This is a genomic window from Mesorhizobium sp. M1163, from assembly GCF_040318415.1.
Lineage (GTDB): Bacteria > Pseudomonadota > Alphaproteobacteria > Rhizobiales > Rhizobiaceae > Mesorhizobium.
The window spans coordinates 68,011-83,394 of sequence record NZ_JAMYMF010000004.1; the positions used below are offsets into that span (position 1 = coordinate 68,011).

Annotated in this window: 18 protein-coding genes and 1 tRNA gene; 9 read left to right on the top strand and 10 right to left on the bottom strand. The window is 60.9% G+C overall.

Features of this window, described 5'->3' with window-relative positions; all coding sequences use genetic code 11:
• From kdpA to NKH43_RS05465, 7 genes are all read right to left on the bottom strand, one after another.
• Complete coding sequence (gene kdpA, locus NKH43_RS05435) at positions 1-1,704, bottom strand: potassium-transporting ATPase subunit KdpA (RefSeq protein WP_352856910.1); 1,704 nt, start codon at positions 1,702-1,704, stop codon at positions 1-3.
• Between the two features lie 25 nt (positions 1,705-1,729).
• Entirely contained in the window at positions 1,730-1,819 is a 90-nt protein-coding gene (locus NKH43_RS05440; protein ID WP_023675300.1) for a K(+)-transporting ATPase subunit F, read from the bottom strand.
• A 335-nt stretch (positions 1,820-2,154) separates the two neighbouring features.
• Entirely contained in the window at positions 2,155-3,636 is a 1,482-nt protein-coding gene (locus tag NKH43_RS05445) for a hypothetical protein (protein WP_352856912.1), read from the bottom strand.
• A gap of 161 nt (positions 3,637-3,797) precedes the next feature.
• Entirely contained in the window at positions 3,798-3,980 is a 183-nt protein-coding gene (locus NKH43_RS05450) for a hypothetical protein (protein WP_352856914.1), read from the bottom strand.
• Complete coding sequence (locus NKH43_RS05455; RefSeq protein WP_023718995.1) at positions 3,980-4,168, bottom strand: DUF3606 domain-containing protein; 189 nt, start codon at positions 4,166-4,168, stop codon at positions 3,980-3,982. The genes NKH43_RS05450 and NKH43_RS05455 overlap by 1 nt, the downstream gene beginning before the upstream one ends.
• A 255-nt stretch (positions 4,169-4,423) precedes the next feature.
• The gene (locus NKH43_RS05460; protein ID WP_023718996.1) at positions 4,424-4,654 is read right to left on the bottom strand and encodes a hypothetical protein; all 231 of its coding nucleotides are present in this window, start codon (positions 4,652-4,654) and stop codon (positions 4,424-4,426) included.
• Between the two features lie 418 nt (positions 4,655-5,072).
• Positions 5,073-5,507, bottom strand: coding sequence for a DUF3597 domain-containing protein (locus NKH43_RS05465; protein WP_352856916.1), 435 nt, complete (start codon positions 5,505-5,507; stop codon positions 5,073-5,075).
• A 319-nt stretch (positions 5,508-5,826) separates the two neighbouring features.
• Between NKH43_RS05465 and NKH43_RS05470 the strand changes: the two genes are divergently transcribed.
• The 4 genes from NKH43_RS05470 (at position 5,827) to NKH43_RS05485 (ending at position 8,375) form a co-directional block, all read left to right on the top strand.
• Positions 5,827-6,252, top strand: coding sequence for a cupin domain-containing protein (locus tag NKH43_RS05470; protein ID WP_031194003.1), 426 nt, complete (start codon positions 5,827-5,829; stop codon positions 6,250-6,252).
• A 120-nt stretch (positions 6,253-6,372) separates the two neighbouring features.
• Positions 6,373-6,981 (top strand): YdeI/OmpD-associated family protein, encoded by a 609-nt coding sequence (locus tag NKH43_RS05475; RefSeq protein WP_023718999.1) that lies wholly within the window; start codon positions 6,373-6,375, stop codon positions 6,979-6,981.
• 443 nt (positions 6,982-7,424) lie between these two features.
• Positions 7,425-7,697, top strand: coding sequence for a hypothetical protein (locus NKH43_RS05480; protein WP_031194005.1), 273 nt, complete (start codon positions 7,425-7,427; stop codon positions 7,695-7,697).
• A 270-nt stretch (positions 7,698-7,967) separates the two neighbouring features.
• Positions 7,968-8,375: a hypothetical protein gene (locus NKH43_RS05485; protein WP_352856918.1), complete on the top strand. Its 408-nt coding sequence runs from the start codon at positions 7,968-7,970 to the stop codon at positions 8,373-8,375.
• 419 nt (positions 8,376-8,794) lie between these two features.
• Here the strand turns inward: NKH43_RS05485 and NKH43_RS05490 are convergent, their stop codons facing one another.
• Both NKH43_RS05490 and NKH43_RS05495 read right to left on the bottom strand, forming a co-directional pair.
• A complete protein-coding gene (locus NKH43_RS05490) occupies positions 8,795-9,283 on the bottom strand; it encodes a GNAT family N-acetyltransferase (protein WP_352495472.1) in 489 nt (162 codons plus the stop codon).
• A gap of 182 nt (positions 9,284-9,465) precedes the next feature.
• Positions 9,466-9,555: transfer RNA gene (locus NKH43_RS05495), tRNA-Ser, on the bottom strand.
• A 427-nt stretch (positions 9,556-9,982) separates the two neighbouring features.
• Between NKH43_RS05495 and NKH43_RS05500 the strand changes: the two genes are divergently transcribed.
• From NKH43_RS05500 to NKH43_RS05510, 3 genes are all read left to right on the top strand, one after another.
• A complete protein-coding gene (locus NKH43_RS05500) occupies positions 9,983-10,306 on the top strand; it encodes a hypothetical protein (RefSeq protein ID WP_352856920.1) in 324 nt (107 codons plus the stop codon).
• 66 nt (positions 10,307-10,372) lie between these two features.
• Positions 10,373-11,035, top strand: a complete 663-nt coding sequence (gene msrA / locus NKH43_RS05505; RefSeq protein ID WP_352856922.1) for a peptide-methionine (S)-S-oxide reductase MsrA — start codon at positions 10,373-10,375, stop codon at positions 11,033-11,035.
• A gap of 215 nt (positions 11,036-11,250) precedes the next feature.
• Positions 11,251-12,240, top strand: a complete 990-nt coding sequence (locus NKH43_RS05510; RefSeq protein ID WP_352856924.1) for a BMP family lipoprotein — start codon at positions 11,251-11,253, stop codon at positions 12,238-12,240.
• A gap of 83 nt (positions 12,241-12,323) precedes the next feature.
• Here the strand turns inward: NKH43_RS05510 and NKH43_RS05515 are convergent, their stop codons facing one another.
• Positions 12,324-12,533: a SlyX family protein gene (locus tag NKH43_RS05515; RefSeq protein ID WP_031211352.1), complete on the bottom strand. Its 210-nt coding sequence runs from the start codon at positions 12,531-12,533 to the stop codon at positions 12,324-12,326.
• Between the two features lie 181 nt (positions 12,534-12,714).
• Between NKH43_RS05515 and NKH43_RS05520 the strand changes: the two genes are divergently transcribed.
• Both NKH43_RS05520 and NKH43_RS05525 read left to right on the top strand, forming a co-directional pair.
• Positions 12,715-14,247 (top strand): ABC transporter ATP-binding protein, encoded by a 1,533-nt coding sequence (locus tag NKH43_RS05520; RefSeq protein ID WP_352713676.1) that lies wholly within the window; start codon positions 12,715-12,717, stop codon positions 14,245-14,247.
• Positions 14,244-15,383 carry an ABC transporter permease gene (locus tag NKH43_RS05525; protein ID WP_352465913.1) on the top strand — a complete coding sequence of 380 codons (1,140 nt, stop codon included), beginning with the start codon at positions 14,244-14,246 and terminating at the stop codon, positions 15,381-15,383. The genes NKH43_RS05520 and NKH43_RS05525 overlap by 4 nt, the downstream gene beginning before the upstream one ends.
• Position 15,384: the final 1 nt, after the last annotated feature.

The window sequence follows — 15,384 nt, forward strand, 5'->3', positions numbered from 1 at the left end:
TCAGAATGTCTGACGGTGAATCATCGCCAGGTGCTCGACGATCGGTCCGACCGCCAGGGCCGGGAAGAAGGTCAGGCCACCAACGATCAGGATGACACCGACCAACAGCCCGACGAACAGCGGACCGTCGGTCGGGAAGGTGCCGGCGGAGGCAGGGACGGTCTTCTTCGCCACCAGCGATCCAGCAATCGCCAGCGCCGGAATAATGACCAGGAAGCGGCCCATCAGCATGCCGATGCCGAGCGTTATGTTGTACCAGGGCGTGTTGCCGCTGAGACCGCCAAAGGCGGAGCCATTGTTCGCCGCGGCCGAGGTGTAGGCATAGAGGACCTCGGAGAAGCCGTGCGGGCCGGCGTTGGCGATGGAAGCAACGCCGGTCGGCAGCACCACCGCGATGGCGGTGAAGATCAGCATCGCCAGCGGCAGGCAGAGGACGGCCAGCATTGCCATCTTGACCTCCTTGGCCTCGATCTTCTTGCCGAGATATTCGGGCGTGCGTCCGACCATCAGCCCGGCAACGAAGACGGCGATCACGATGAACATCAGGATACCGTAGAAGCCGGCCCCGACGCCGCCGACAATGACCTCGCCGAGCTGCATGTTGATGATGGGGATCATGCCGCCGAGTGCGGTGAAGCTGTCATGCATGGCGTTGACCGCGCCGCAGGACGCGGCGGTGGTGATGACGGCAAACAGTGCCGACAGAGCGATGCCGAAGCGGCTTTCCTTGCCCTCCATGTTGCCGCCGTCGATGCCCAGCGCATGGACGAGCGGATTGCCGGCGGCCTCGGCCCAGTAGCAGACGGCAACGCCGGCGATGAACAGCACGCCCATCGCCGACAGAATTGCCCAGCCCTGGCGCTGGTTGCCGACCATGCGACCGAAGACATTGGTTAGCGCCGCGCCGAAGGCGAAGATCGTCACCATCTGGATCAGGTTCGAGATCGCGTCGGGATTTTCGAAGGGATGCGCTGCATTGGCGTTGAAGAAGCCGCCGCCATTGGTGCCGAGCATCTTGATGGCAACCTGCGAAGCGACCGGCCCGACCGCGATCGTCTGTTGCGCGCCTTCCAGCGTCGTCGCGTTGACGTAAGCACCAACCGTCTGCGGCATACCGAGATAGACATAGACAAGCGTCAACACGATGCAGAACGGCACAAGCAGATAGAGCGTGCAGCGGGTCATATCGACCCAGAAATTGCCGATCGATTTGCCTGAGGCTCTAGCAAAACCGCGGATCAGTGCGACCGCGATGGCGATGCCGGTCGCGGCCGACAGAAAGTTCTGCACGGTCAAGCCGGCCATCTGCACGAGATAGGACATCGTGCTTTCGCCGCCGTAGTTCTGCCAGTTGGTGTTGGTCATGAAGCTGGCGGCGGTGTTGAAGGCAAGCCCAGGTTCGACGGCGGTCATGCCGCCCGGATTGTAGGGCAGGCCGCCTTGCAGCCGCTGCAGGAAATAGAGCACCAGGAAGCCGGCCAGGTTAAAGAACAGCAGGGCCGCCGCATAGGAGGTCCAGTGCTGCTCCTCGCGCTCGCTGGTCCCGGACATACGGTAGAGCCCGCGCTCGAGCGGGGCCAGAATTGGCGACAGGAATGTGCGCTCGCCGCTGAAAACGCGATGCATGTAGCCGCCGAGCGGCTTGGCCAGCAAAACGACGATCCCGCAATAGACGAGGATCTGCAGCCATCCGTTGATTGTCATGGGGTTGGCTCCTTGCCAGCGGAGATCAGAAGCGTTCCGGGCGAACGAGGGCGTATGTCAGGTAAGCGAGAAGGAACAGGGTCACGGCGCCGCCGAGGATATAGTCGAAGAGCATGTTTCGATCCCCTAAACTTACAGCCCGTCGCAGGCTTTGATGTAACCGAAGCATAGAGCAAAGAACGAGATTCCTATCCCGACAACAATGATGTCCATCGTGCAATTTCCTATATTGAGTTTGTTCTTTTCAACTTGGACAAAACTGTCCAAGCCCGCTCACCGCTTCACATCGGCGGCCGGATACATCGCTCTGCCGAATATGGATCAAAGTGCCATAAAGGTTCGAGACGGGACGCGGAGCAAAGAAATCAAAATCCCATAAGGATTTCGCCGCCTCGGCGCTGGCCACAGCTTCAGGGGGAGGTGCGCACCGGCGCGCGAAGCTGCCGGGGATCAGTCTGCGCGGGTATAGATCAGAGCGTAATCGTCCGCATAGGCCCGCTTCCAGCCCAGTTCGTCGAAGAACGGAATGCGGCTGTCGTCGGCGGTCAACAATGCCCAGCCTATCGCATATTTCTCGAGCTGGGCTTTCAGGATCGGCTTGCCCCGGCTGTGCCCAGTCTGCTCATCCGTTTCCGTAAAGCCGTTCAGGAAGAGCTGATCCGCCCGGCCGTCGATAAACGTCTTGATGCCATGGAAAATCAGCGTGCCGCCGAAATTGTAGGAATTCAGCAGATTGCCTGACAGATTATGGGCTTGGGCGAAGGCCAGCGCATCCCTCGCCGAAGTCTTCTGGCTCGGCACGACCGGATAGGCCAGGAAGACCGCGGCCGCCAAAACCAGCAAAACGGCAAGTCCAGCGCAAATTCTGGAAAATTGCCGCGCGAAAAATTGTTCAAGTCCGTCGCGCTTTTCCGCGGCCCATGTAGGGGCTGAAAGCGCTGGATATTGTTGCGCAACCTCGACGGCAAGGACGACCGGGACAAGAAGAAAGAACAGGTACATGAACCGTATGTGGGTGAGATAGACGTGCAAGGTGAAGACAAGGAACAGCGCCTTGGCCCAGCCAATGCGCAATCTCGACACGAGCAGCCCGAAAAACACCACCAGCAGGGCCACCTCCTGGAGGGTATGCCGCGAGGCGTCGAATGGCTGCCACTCCGCAATGTAAGGCACCGCCTCATTGCCATAGGCCACGGTGAATGTGGCGAGTATGGCCTTGACGCCGTAAGGATTGAGCAGGCTGACCAGCGGGCAAAGCAGCCCGAAAGCGATCCACTTGGCCAGCAGCCGGGCGTTCGAGAGGCGCGTGCGCATGACGAGATCGAGGCCGGCGAAGGCGGCGATGACGAAACCGAAGGTGAAGGTGGCATGGAGATTGGCCCACAGGCAAAGCAGCGCCAGCAGCCATAAAGGCGGCGCTTTCTCGTTGCGTGCGGCTTGGAAAAGACCGGCGGTCCAGACGACGATAATGGGCGAGGTAAAGATGTGGGGTCGGGCGACATAGATTGGCCCGATCAAGAGCGCGAGCACCAGCGTCAGTGCTATCGCTAGCGTCGGCTTCAACCACTCGCTGAGATACCACGACGTCAAGAAAACCGTCAGCGCGATTGCTGCGGTCGCCAGCAGTACCACGCCGTTCCAGCCGCCGGCTTCGAAGGCAATTGCAAGGAGAACCTGGCTAAGCCATTCCTTAGCGATCCATGGCTGGCCGGCAAAAGTGTAGGAGTAAATGTCGACGGTGGGGAATGTGCGGCTTGCCAGCATATCCATGCCGACCTTGATGTGCCACCAGCTATCGGGATCCTGCAGGAGGGAGGTGGCAAAGGCGAGGAGCGCCGCCGCCATCACGACCGCCGCCAGCAGGCCAAACACCAGCCTCACATGCCGTATGTCGTCTATCGACGGCCTCGCCTCACCAGACATCCCGCGCATATGGCATCCCTGAGCCGCGATAGCGGAAGGGATAGGCCGAATTTGTTAGAAAACCGATAAGCTACGGGATTGCGGCCACAACCCTGTGCCGCGCGTCTAACCGGCTGGGCACGTTGAGCAGCGACTATTAAGTTGCGGGTGACGGGCAGACCTCCGGCCGTTCAGCCCTCGGCCTTGAAGTTCTTGGCTTCCTTCTCGACTTTCGCGCTGTCCTTGCCGTGCTTGCGCATCAGATCCTTCGCCTGCTTCGGCGAAACGTCGGTGGTTTCGGCCAGGTGCAGAGCCTTCTTTTCGTCCGGATCGCGCGTCTTGCGGTCGGCCATTGCGGTTTTCTTGTTAGCCATTACGACGCTCTTATGCTCTCGGCGATTTCGTTCAGCACCTTGCGGTCGGTGCCGTGGCGCTTGATCAGCGTGCGTGCCTGATCAGGGGTAATGCCCGCTTCCTCGGCGAAATGACGTACCTCATAGTCTTCGCCGCCCGCCACTCGTGAGCGGTCGCGACTGTCGGTCCTGGTTTTGTCGTCGGCCATGGCAGCTCTCCTCATCTCAACGAGAGCATAACGGGCAAGATTTCAGCGAGTTCCTTCGAGCGTGTCGCCCAGTTGCCTACCCTCGGGCATGACCCGACATGAGCGGCGGTTTTTGCTCAAAGCAAGGGCACGGCGCCAGGCTGGCCTTCGCGCACAAAAAGGCTCGCTTCCTTGGCCGCACCAGTAAATTTCCGCCGCGCGCTGCCAACCGCCCGCCACTGCTCCTGGGCGCAGCCAGGTATTCGTTGCGGATTGCTAAGGGTAGCGATGGTCGAACACGACCCCCATGGTCCTACCAACGGCCGTCATGACGATAATCTCGACCAGATCGTCGTCACTGTCACCGCAGGCCGGGGCCGTCCGGCGAACGATGTCCAGCATCGCCCTCGTGGATATGGTGTCGCCGGCGCCGAATCTTGAAAGCGCAGATGAAACAAGCTCTTGGGCCGTCAAGTCGGCGACAGTCACCCTCTGCACCACGTTCATTGGCTTCCTCCCACCATGAACCCTCTCCCGCGAGAATGATACGCCGAACGTCGGGTTTCGCCAGCGAAATGGTGGTCCTACCAACGCGCGGGGCAGCGACCGAAATCGTCGGTTTTGCGTGAGGCAATCCAGGCGCGAGGCGGCAGCACTTTTGTGCCATGCGACTTCGCCACAGACCCAATCCCGGCGGCCGGGAAGGGTTTCAATTTATTTACTTTATTTACTTGGCAGTTTGATTGCTTGGCAGTCGGGTCTGCTCGGTTGCGGCTGAAGTCAGCGCAGCAAGAACCACGGTGCGGGCGGGACCAGGGCGGTTCGTCGTTTCACGGAACGCCGAACCGGTCTGTCTTTTTTGTTTGACGCAATTCCGGATGGAAAACCGTTCACACGTTTTCCTGGAATTGCTTGTCTTATGACTCTAGGCGGCCAGATCGCTCGGAAGCTTGCCGCCATTCTCGACCAGCTTTTTCATCAGTGCATCATGCAGCCACAGATTCATCGTTACGGTGTCATTCATGTCGCCGGTGTAGTTCAGCTCGTGAGCAAGCTCCTTGCGGGCGCCGAGGCTGCTATCGATATTCAGAGCCTTCATCAGGTCGACAATCGAATTCTTCCAGTTGAGCTTTTGCCCCTTCGCGGCCACCGCCTTGTCGAGAATGGTAGCGATGTCAGGAGCAGAGGACGGCGCGGATGGCGTTGCCGGAGCCGGGGTTGCAGCCGGGTCGGGTCGGGTAGGCGCCGTCGGCTGGGTGGCCGTGCTCGAAGCAGGCGCGGGAGACGGTTGCGCCGGCGGCGCTTCGGCCGCAACCGCGTTTCCGAAAATCGCACCTTTGATACTGTCGAAAATGCCCATTGCTATCTCCTGGGTTGCCTTCACGGTGTGTTGCCTTGACGGTCGGTGAGGCGACCGTTGCCGAATTCGCATTGAGCGCCCTGGTTGTACCGGACCACGAACGCAACGCAGGGGCAACTCCAAACTGGCTGAAAGGTAAAGGCTTGGTTGCATGGTGAAATCGGCTCAGTGATCCGATCCCAGAGTAGAATGGTCAGATCGCGGCACGACAAATAGTTACGCGCAATGGGCGAGGAAACGGTTGGCAGCCAGTTTTGCTGACGCAGACCAGAAAAATCATCTAGATTCGTGTTCGCCATTCGCTGAGAGGAACGAAGCCATGACAGCAGTCGTCGCATCCGACAGGCTCGAACGTTCGCTGGTTTGGGCAGAGGACGATCCGTCGGTCAAATGGGCCGGCGCTTTCGCGGTTTACGGCGGGCACGGCACCACCCAGTCCTCAGTCATTGTCTACGAGATCGAGCCCGGCAAGCGGCTCGGCTGGCACACCGACGCCACCGAGGAGACGCAATACATCATCGCCGGCACCGGCGAGCTGCACATCGAGGGCGGCAGCATCCACCCGGTCAGGCCCGGCAGCGTCCTGGTACTTCCGACGCCGGTCCGGCACGACCTCGTCAACACCGGCACCGAAACCCTGCGCGCCGTCGCTTTCTTTGCGGCGGCGATGTTCACGCAGACATTCGACGACGTCATGCTGCCGCCGAAATCCCATGTCCTCGGCACGCCCAATCGCGCAGGCTGAACGCGTGCCAGCGGGAATCATCCGGCCTGCGGATTGCGGACTTGGAGCTGAGATGAGCGCGCGCGCGGCCGGCAAGCGGTTCGGCGTCGTTACACGCCTGTGTCACGGGCGGACCGGCTGATGGCGCCCGTCAAGGTCGACCCGGCCAAGGTGCGCGAGTTCAGGGATGCCGAAAGCTTCCATGCCTGGCTTGGCGAGCATCACGACAGCGAGGACGAAGTCTGGATCAAGATCCATAAGCGCGATTCGGGGCTGCCGTCGATCACGCCGAAGCAAGCCATCGACGTGGCGTTATGCTGGGGCTGGATCGATGCGGTGCGCAAGGCCCTGGACGGCAAAAGCTATTTGCAGCGTTATACCCCGCGCGGCAAGAAGAGCACCTGGAGCCAGATCAACGTCGACAATGTCGCCCGGCTGATCGAGGAGGGCCGGATGACCGAGCATGGGCTGAGGCAGGCCGAGGCAGCCAAGGCCGACGGCCGCTGGGCGCGCGCCTATAGGAGCGGCAAGGAAATGAAGATCCCCGACGACCTCCAGGCGGCAATAGACGCCGAGCCCAAGGCGAAAGAGATGCTGGCGAAGCTCAGCGAGCAAAACCGCTTCGCGCTCGCCTTCCGCACCCACAACATGAAGACCGAAGCCGGACGCAAGAAGAAGATCGCGGCGTTCGTGGAGATGCTGAAGCGCGGCGAGACCATCCATCCGCAACGAAAACGCGATTCTGGCTGAACATTCTGACCGCGCTTGTCTCCCGCATCTTGTGCTTGTCCCGAATGCGGCCGGATCGCTGCTCAGCCTTCGATCCTGGCGATGTCGCCGACGATTGTTTTCGGCGAGCGTCGCCTGACATTTCGACAACATCTCTCATTCGTTTGATCGATGCAGGAACAAAGCTCCGTCCTCACAGTCGGTATGGTATATTAGCAGGCGCTGTTATGAGGTTTTTGCCCGTTCAGGAGCCGACTGGCACGTGGGCCGTGTTTGATGCGACCGTGGACGTGCCTGCGGATTTCGCGGGCAGTTGCCTTATCGGCTTGCCGCGGGAGCGGGCGGAGTGGCTCGCAGCAAGAGCCAATCGAGATGCTGCAAAAGGCACTTCGACTTGGCGGTTGTCAGCTGCCGGACCGGCAAAAGCCGCGGTTCTTAGACTTAGACCGTTAGGAGAGATTTCGATGATGCACGAACAGGTAATGGAAGCTGCGTTGGCAGCCAGAAATCAGGAAGTGGATATTTGTGGTGTCTTCGACATCACCAACAAAACCGATGCGCCAATTGGCTCTCGCCGATTGGGCGAGGCTATCCACTTTGTCGCCAATGCACCTATCGTTGGCTATGATGTTCACGCCGCCGTCATCCGATATGGCCCACTCGGAACCCCCAGCCTCAGAGCAACAGATTGCACACAGCTGTGGGAGAAGTTTGGCGAGGCCTTGCTGCAACACTGACGGGCTGACCTTTGGCGCGTATGGCACCACCATCGTGCAGGACACTTCCCTTGTGAGAACGACGTGGAAGCCTGGCGGGTGATATTGCAATCAAATTAGCGTGAGCGCATATTTTTTACCGGCTGGACTCGCAACCGGCCAGGCCCGGCGGCCGGCCGCCAACGGGCCGTCAGGCCGCCAACAAATGGTTCGGCAGGCCCGACGTCCCCCTTGGCAAGGTCGCCGGAAACAAAGCATGATGCGGCGGCAAAACGGGTTTGGGAGAATGACATGCCTAAGGTTTCGGAGCTCTTTTTCAAGACAGCCATCGTCTTTCTTATTCTGGGAATTGCAGTTGGCCTGCAGATGGCAATTTCAGGCGATCACGGCGCGTTTCCGGCTCACGCGCACATCAACCTGCTGGGATGGGTCACTAGTGCAATATTCGGCGGCTACTATGCGCTGAACCCGGCGAAGGCTGCCCGCAGGACGGCGATGATCCACTATGGCGTGTACAATCTCGGCCTGGTCGTGATGTTGCCGGCGCTTTACCTGATGCTGCAGGGAAATCCGGCGCTCGAGCCGATCGTCGCCACCGGCTCAATGATTGTCGCTGTCGCCGTGCTGATCTTTGCCTTCGTGGTTTTCTCCGGCGAAACAGAGCGTTCGGTCTCGGGAATACAAGCGGTTCCGCGCTAGACGCGTAGCGACACTAACGAACCTGTCGAAGCCCGCGCTCTGGTGGAGCGCGGGTCGTTCGGCTTGTGGGCTGATCTGGGGTAAGGGGTGCGGCGCAGATGGAGCCGCTCAGTAGCGATCCTTCGCGCCCTCTGCAAATTACGAATTACGGTGACAGTGCACCATTTTCTTTTTCCCGCCTGTCGCGTTTCCCAATTTCACTGCTCTTTCCGGTTTGCTCGGCAATCACGGTCGAGAAGTGCTTCGCTGCCCATCGGTTGCACGACATCGGCGGCGCGGTAATGCAAGTCGAGCCATGCGTTCAATTTACGCACAGCGACAGCCGAGCAAACATGACAAATAGTGCACTGTCACCGTAATTCTGTCGCCGTAATTCAAAGTGCACTGTCACCGTAATTCAAACGTCCGCTTGCTGACCCTTAGCTGACTCTCACAAGCTTCTTGCAAAGTGCAATGTTGTACGGAACGCATCCTTGCGACCCAAAGAAATGCCGCGCGTCGAGATTGGCTGCCCAGATGCCCATAGCAATTTCGTCGAAACCTTCGCAAGCAGCTCGCTGTTCAACATGGCACATCAAAGCTGCGGCAACTCCACGACGACGAGCTTCCGGCATAACCGAGATGTGGTGCACATAGATCAGGGGCCGAGGGAAAGTGAACGGCGTTTCTGGCAGCGACTGAATTTCAAACCAGACGTAGCCGACTGGAGCACGATCAATCTCAGCAATCGCGATCGAGCTCTTCGGATCAGCCAGCCTCGCTGCGAAGAATGTCCTCACCGCAGACGGATCGGCTGCCTGTTTGAAAACGTCTGGATGCAATTCAGCATGGAGACTCTGAACCACCTGATTGAGCCGAACGAGCGCGTCAAAGTCTGCCTCCGAGGCAGCCCGGATTTCCACTGACATTGAGACATCTCCCCGTTTGTAGACGACGCTGCGACGGTGATGTCTTTCTGTCAACGAACGTCGGTCTTCCACCCATCTCGGCCATTGGCGGAGTTTTGACCCTAGTGATTAGTAGGCTGGTTAGTAGGCTACTAACCGAACCTTACCAAACGCCCGGAAATAAAGGGTTTCTCGGGATTAGCTGGCGGAGAGAGCGGGATTCGAACCCGCGTTACGGTCTCCCGTAAACACACTTTCCAGGCGTGCGCCTTCAACCACTCGGCCACCTCTCCGTCTTTAGCATTTTCGCTGCGGTCGGTTTCGCCGCGCGGGTTGGGGAGATGCATCTCCCTTGGGGATTCCGGACCGGAATTCCGGCCGTGGGCGCCGTCAACCAGCGGATACCCTTTCCCCGCACCTGAGCCGTCAAAGCAACAGGCGCGGGGCTCATCTAGTCGATCCGGTGCCGAATGCCAAGACATAACGACAGTCTATTCGCTTTGCCGGATACGGATGCTCACCCCATGTTACCGGAGCACCCGTTGGGAGCCTATCGAAAGGGGCGGCGGAGGTGTGCTCGCCGTCCGGCGCGCCGCCGGTTCCGGCGAACCGGCGGTCGCGGGTTCAACTTCGCGTGTCGCGATTGCAGGCGAAGCAAGTAGATCCTATCTAACAGTCCGATACGACATTCTGATAATCTCCTGGGGAGGAAGGGTCTGGATGTTCCGCTTCATCTTTCGTCTCGCTGCAATGGTCGCGCTGTCGGTTTCGGTCATCATGGCCGTGCTCGATGCGACCCGGTCGGTGGCGGCTTCGGCGCTGGTGATGACCCCGCTTAATACCAGCTGGCTCGCGGTCTCGCCGGATACGCGCAGCGCCTTCGAAAGCTTCGTCCGCGACAAGGTCAATCCGCTGCTGTGGGATGGCACCATCGCCTGGGTGCTCAGCCAGCCCGGCTTCGCCGTGTTCGCGGTGCTGGCGTTCATTCTTTACGCCATCGGCTACAGGCGGCAGCGCCCCAGCGGGCGGTTCGCCGCGACCTGAAATTCCAGCCTGACCCGGTGTTCCCGTAGCGGGGAGGCTCAACCAAGAAGAAAAGGAAACCGCACTATGTTTCTCAGCGACATGCTGAACAAGAAGCTCAACCTGCCGAAGCCCTCCGAGGCGCTGCCCGGCCGCGACCGGCCGATCCCGACGGCATCGAAGCACTTTGTCTCGAACAGGCCGCTCAAGGGTCCCTATCCCGAAGGGCTGGAGACGGCGATGTTCGGCCTGGGCTGTTTCTGGGGCGCCGAGCGCCTGTTCTGGCAGGTCGAGGGCGTCTGGGTCACGGCGGCCGGCTATGCCGGCGGCGTCACGCCCAACCCGACCTACCAGGAAACCTGCACCGGGCTCACCGGCCATGCCGAAGTCGTGCTCGTCGTCTACGACCCCAAGATCGTGTCTTATGCCGAGCTCTTGAAGCTGTTCTGGGAAAGCCACGACCCGACGCAAGGCATGCGCCAGGGCAATGATGTCGGCACCACTTACCGCTCGGCGATCTATACGTTCAACGACGCGCAACACCAGGCTGCGATCGCCTCGCGCGACGCCTACGAGGCTTCGCTGCGCGGTGCCGGACGCGGCAAGATCACCACCGAGATCGCGCCGGCGCCGGAATTCTATTTCGCCGAGGAAGACCACCAGCAATATCTGGCGAAGAACCCCTACGGCTATTGCGGCCTGCAGGGAACCGGCGTCTCCTGCGCCATTCCGGCCGCCGTATCCGCCTGATTTTATGACCCTGACGCAAGGAATATGCTGTGACGCCGCGATGCGGCGCCACGCTTTTCCAAAGGGTCAAAATTCCACGTGAATTTTGTTTCGGGCCGTGCCAGATTGGCCCGAAGCGGGAGGACGACACTCCTGCCTGACGCCGCGTGCCTGCCGGAGAACCGGGCCGGCATGCGGTGCATAATGGACAAATAACCGACAGGGGTGTGGATCACATGAAACGTATCGTTCTCGGCCTTATGGCCGCAGCTGCAATGGTTCTTCCGGCCTTCGCCGCCGACATTCAACCCGCGCTTCTCTATGATCTCGGCGGCAAGTTCGACAAGTCGTTCAACGAGGCGTCCTTCCACGGCGCCGAAAAGTTCAAGACCGAGACCGGCATCCCCTATGTGGAATTCGAGGTCAGCAACGCCACCCAGCGCGAGCAGGCGCTGCGCCGTTTCGCCGAGGACGGCCGCAATCCGATCGTCATGGCGGGCTTCTCCTGGTCGGATGCGCTTGACAAGATTGCCACCGAGTTCCCCGACACCAAATTCGCCATCATCGACATGGTCGTGGACAAGCCCAATGTCCGCTCCCTGGTCTATAAGGAGCAGGAAGGCTCGTACCTCGTCGGCGTGATGGCGGCGATGGCTTCCAAGACCAAGAAGGTCGGCTTCGTCGGCGGCATGGACATTCCGCTGATCCGCAGGTTTGGCTGCGGCTATGTCGGCGGCGCCAAGGCGGCCGGCGCCACCGACGTTATCCAGAACATGACCGGCGATACGCCGGCAGCCTGGAACGATCCGGCCAAGGGCGGCGAGATCGCCAAGACGCAGATCGACCAGGGCGCCGACGTGGTCTACGCAGCGGCAGGCGGCACCGGTGTCGGTGTGCTGCAGGCAGCGGCCGACGCCGGCAAGCTCGGCATCGGCGTCGATTCCAACCAGAACGGCCTGCAGCCCGGCAAGGTGCTGACCTCCATGGTCAAGCGCGTCGACGTTGCCGTCTACAACACCTTCATGGATGCCAAGGACGGCAAGTTCACGGCCGGCATCAACGATCTCGGCCTCAAGGAAGGCGGCGTCGACTACGCCATGGACGACAACAACAAGGCACTTGTCGACGATGCGATGAAGGCGGCGGTCGAAAAAGCCAAGGCCGACATCATTGCCGGCACCATCAAGGTGCACGACTACATGTCGGACAATGCCTGCCCGTATTGATCGATTGCCCTTATTGATCGACTGGCACTGCTGAACTGACGAGCCGCCGGGTGAAAGCCCGGCGGTTTTGCATTGTCAGCCGCTCACCAGTGCGGCGGCTTGGTTACCGGCACGTCGGGTGCGGCCTGTTCCTCCAGCGCCAGGAAGCGCTCGGCCAGCGCGTCGAGCTTGCGCTGCATGCGCTCGATCACCTTCCACTGTTCGGCGATCTGGCCGGACAGTTCCTCAATGGTCTTCTCCTGCTCGGCGGCGCGGATTTCCAACGTCGTCAGCCGGTCCTCGGGCATGGTCATTTGAAATCCTCGATCAGGCGATTGTGCAGGCTGCGGCCACGTTGGAAATTGACAAGCATGGCGGGATTTGTCGAGAGTGAACGCTGCTCCGGCCAATTGGCGCAGACCCAATTGGCACAGACTGGGCGTCATGCTAGGCGTTTGACCAAGCGGTAAAAAAATAACAGTGGGAACAGGCTGCATGGCGCAAGCCGCAATCGAGCTGATCGGCATCGACAAGAGCTTTGGCGCCGTGCGCGCCAACCGTGACATCAATCTGGAGATCATGCGCGGCACCATCCATGGCATCGTCGGCGAAAACGGCGCCGGCAAGTCGACGCTGATGTCGATCCTCTATGGTTTCTACCAGGCCGATGCCGGCGAAATCCGTGTCGGCGGCCAGCCGGCATCGATCAAGACGCCGAACGATGCGATCGCGCTCGGCATCGGCATGGTGCATCAGCATTTCATGCTGGTCGACAATTTCTCGGTCCTGGAAAACGTCATTCTCGGCGCCGAAAGCGATGCGCTGCTGAAGAAGAGCATCGCCAAGGCGCGTTCCGAGCTGGAGCGGCTCGAGCGCGAATACGGGCTCGAAGTCGATCCCGACGCGATCATCGAGGAATTGCCGGTCGGCCTGCAGCAACGCGTCGAAATCCTCAAGGCGCTCTATCGCGGCGCCGAGATCCTGATTCTCGACGAGCCGACGGGCGTGCTGACGCCGGCCGAGGCCGACCATCTGTTCCGCATCCTCAGGCAGCTGAAGGAGCAGGGCAAGACGATCGTGCTGATTACCCACAAGCTGCGCGAGATCATGGCGATCACCGACACGGTCTCGGTGATGCGCCAGGGCACGATGGTGGCGACACGCGAAACCAGGAAGACCACGGTCGAGGAGTTGGCCGAGCTGATGGTCGGCCGGCGCGTGCTGCTGCGCGTCGAAAAGGGCGAGGCGAAGGCCGGCGGCGTCAAGCTCGCGGTCAAGAATCTGACGGTGAAGGATTCCCGCGGCGTCACCATGGTCGACGACGTCTCCTTCGACGTCCACGCCGGCGAGATCGTCGGCATTGCCGGCGTCGCCGGCAACGGGCAATCCGAACTGCTCGAGGCGATTTCCGGCATCAGGCATGCCGTGTCGGGCTCGGTTATGCTGGACGGAAAGCCGATCGACCTGACCGGCGCCGCCGACCCTGGCGAGCTGCGCGAGCGCGGCCTTGCCCATGTGCCGGAGGACCGCCACCATGTCGGCTTGGTGTTGGCCTTCGAGGAGAACGAGAATTCGATCCTCGGCTACCAGGACGACGAGCGCTATCTGAAGGGGCCGTTCCTCGACATCGACGCCATCCGTAACGATGCCAGGGACAAGATCGTCAAATACGACATCCGCCCGGCCGACTGCCGCCTCAAGACCGCCAATTTCTCCGGCGGCAACCAGCAGAAGATCGTGCTCGCGCGGGAAATGGAGCAGGATCCCGGCGTGTTGATCGTCGGCCAGCCGACGCGCGGCGTCGATGTCGGCGCCATCGAATTCATCCACAAGCGCCTCATCGCGATGCGCGACCAGGGCAAAGCGGTGCTGGTGGTTTCGGTCGAGCTCGACGAGATCCGTTCGCTTTCCGACCGCATTCTGGTGATGTTTGCCGGCCGCATCGTCGGCGAGCGCGGCCCCGACGCGACCGAGGGCGAACTCGGTCTGCTGATGGCCGGCGTCGAGCACCGGGAGGCGGCCGAGTGAGCACTCCCTATGCCAAGCTGCCGGCCTGGGCCGATTACGTGCTGATCCCGCTGATCAATCTGTTCGTCGCCTTCGTCGTTGCCGGCTTCGTCGTCATATTGGTTGGCGAGAACCCGCTGCGCGCAGCCGTCGTCCTGGTCGAGGGCGCCTTCGGTCGCGGCCAAGGCATCGCGTTCACGCTTTTCTATGCCACCACCTTCATCTTCAGCGGGCTTTCGGTGGCGGTTGCGGCGCATTGCGGCCTGTTCAACATCGGTGGCGAGGGCCAGGGCTATATCGCCGGTCTCGGCATCGGCATCGTTTGCCTGGCCTTCGACAGCGTGCTGCCCTGGTGGCTGACCTTCCCGATTGCCATTGTCGCCGCAGCGGCGATGGGCGCGCTGTGGGCGCTGATCCCGGCCTATCTGCAGGCCAAGCGCGGCTCGCACATCGTCATCACCACCATCATGTTCAATTTCATCGCCGCCAGCGTCATGGTCTATGCGCTGGTGGGCATGCTGAAGCCGCCCGGCTCGATGGCGCCGCAGACGCGCACCTTCCTCGAAGGCGCACAATTGCCGAAGCTCAACTGGATCATCGAATTGTTCGGCGCCAAAATCCGTTCGGCGCCGTTCAACGTCAGCTCGCTGCTGGCGCTGGCCATGGCCTTTCTCGTGTGGGTGCTGATCTGGCGCACCAAGCTGGGCTACGAGATGCGCACCTATGGCCATAGCCCGAAAGCGGCGCGCTATGCCGGCATTTCGGAGATCCGCATCATCATCATCGCGATGATGATCTCGGGCGCACTGGCCGGCATGATGGCGCTCAATCCGACGATGGGCGACCAGCATAATGTCGCGCTCGAATTCGTTTCGGGCGCCGGTTTCGTCGGCATCGCAGTGGCGTTGATGGGCCGCCTGCACCCGGTCGGCATCGTGCTTGCCGCAATACTGTTCGGCATGCTCTACCAGGGCGGCGCCGAGCTCGCCTTCGAGATGCCGGCGATCAGCCGCGACATGATCGTCATCATCCAGGGCCTCGTCATCCTGTTCGCCGGCGCGCTCGAGCATATGTTCCGGCCCTACGTCCAGGCGCTGTTCGCCTCGCTCAGCCCGAGATCGGTTGGTATGGAAGCGGTCAAGGGGAAGGGTGCCTGAG

Bases quoted from the DNA above. Each gene is read 5' to 3' on its own strand.
- kdpA (WP_352856910.1), bottom strand. From the start codon at position 1,704: ATGACAATCAACGGATGGCTGCAGATCCTCGTCTATTGCGGGATCGTC.
- NKH43_RS05440 (WP_023675300.1), bottom strand. From the start codon at position 1,819: ATGCTCTTCGACTATATCCTCGGCGGCGCCGTGACCCTGTTCCTTCTC.
- NKH43_RS05445 (WP_352856912.1), bottom strand. From the start codon at position 3,636: ATGCGCGGGATGTCTGGTGAGGCGAGGCCGTCGATAGACGACATACGG.
- NKH43_RS05450 (WP_352856914.1), bottom strand. From the start codon at position 3,980: ATGGCTAACAAGAAAACCGCAATGGCCGACCGCAAGACGCGCGATCCG.
- NKH43_RS05455 (WP_023718995.1), bottom strand. From the start codon at position 4,168: ATGGCCGACGACAAAACCAGGACCGACAGTCGCGACCGCTCACGAGTG.
- NKH43_RS05460 (WP_023718996.1), bottom strand. From the start codon at position 4,654: ATGAACGTGGTGCAGAGGGTGACTGTCGCCGACTTGACGGCCCAAGAG.
- NKH43_RS05465 (WP_352856916.1), bottom strand. From the start codon at position 5,507: ATGGGCATTTTCGACAGTATCAAAGGTGCGATTTTCGGAAACGCGGTT.
- NKH43_RS05470 (WP_031194003.1), top strand. From the start codon at position 5,827: ATGACAGCAGTCGTCGCATCCGACAGGCTCGAACGTTCGCTGGTTTGG.
- NKH43_RS05475 (WP_023718999.1), top strand. From the start codon at position 6,373: ATGGCGCCCGTCAAGGTCGACCCGGCCAAGGTGCGCGAGTTCAGGGAT.
- NKH43_RS05480 (WP_031194005.1), top strand. From the start codon at position 7,425: ATGATGCACGAACAGGTAATGGAAGCTGCGTTGGCAGCCAGAAATCAG.
- NKH43_RS05485 (WP_352856918.1), top strand. From the start codon at position 7,968: ATGCCTAAGGTTTCGGAGCTCTTTTTCAAGACAGCCATCGTCTTTCTT.
- NKH43_RS05490 (WP_352495472.1), bottom strand. From the start codon at position 9,283: ATGTCAGTGGAAATCCGGGCTGCCTCGGAGGCAGACTTTGACGCGCTC.
- NKH43_RS05500 (WP_352856920.1), top strand. From the start codon at position 9,983: ATGTTCCGCTTCATCTTTCGTCTCGCTGCAATGGTCGCGCTGTCGGTT.
- msrA (WP_352856922.1), top strand. From the start codon at position 10,373: ATGTTTCTCAGCGACATGCTGAACAAGAAGCTCAACCTGCCGAAGCCC.
- NKH43_RS05510 (WP_352856924.1), top strand. From the start codon at position 11,251: ATGAAACGTATCGTTCTCGGCCTTATGGCCGCAGCTGCAATGGTTCTT.
- NKH43_RS05515 (WP_031211352.1), bottom strand. From the start codon at position 12,533: ATGACCATGCCCGAGGACCGGCTGACGACGTTGGAAATCCGCGCCGCC.
- NKH43_RS05520 (WP_352713676.1), top strand. From the start codon at position 12,715: ATGGCGCAAGCCGCAATCGAGCTGATCGGCATCGACAAGAGCTTTGGC.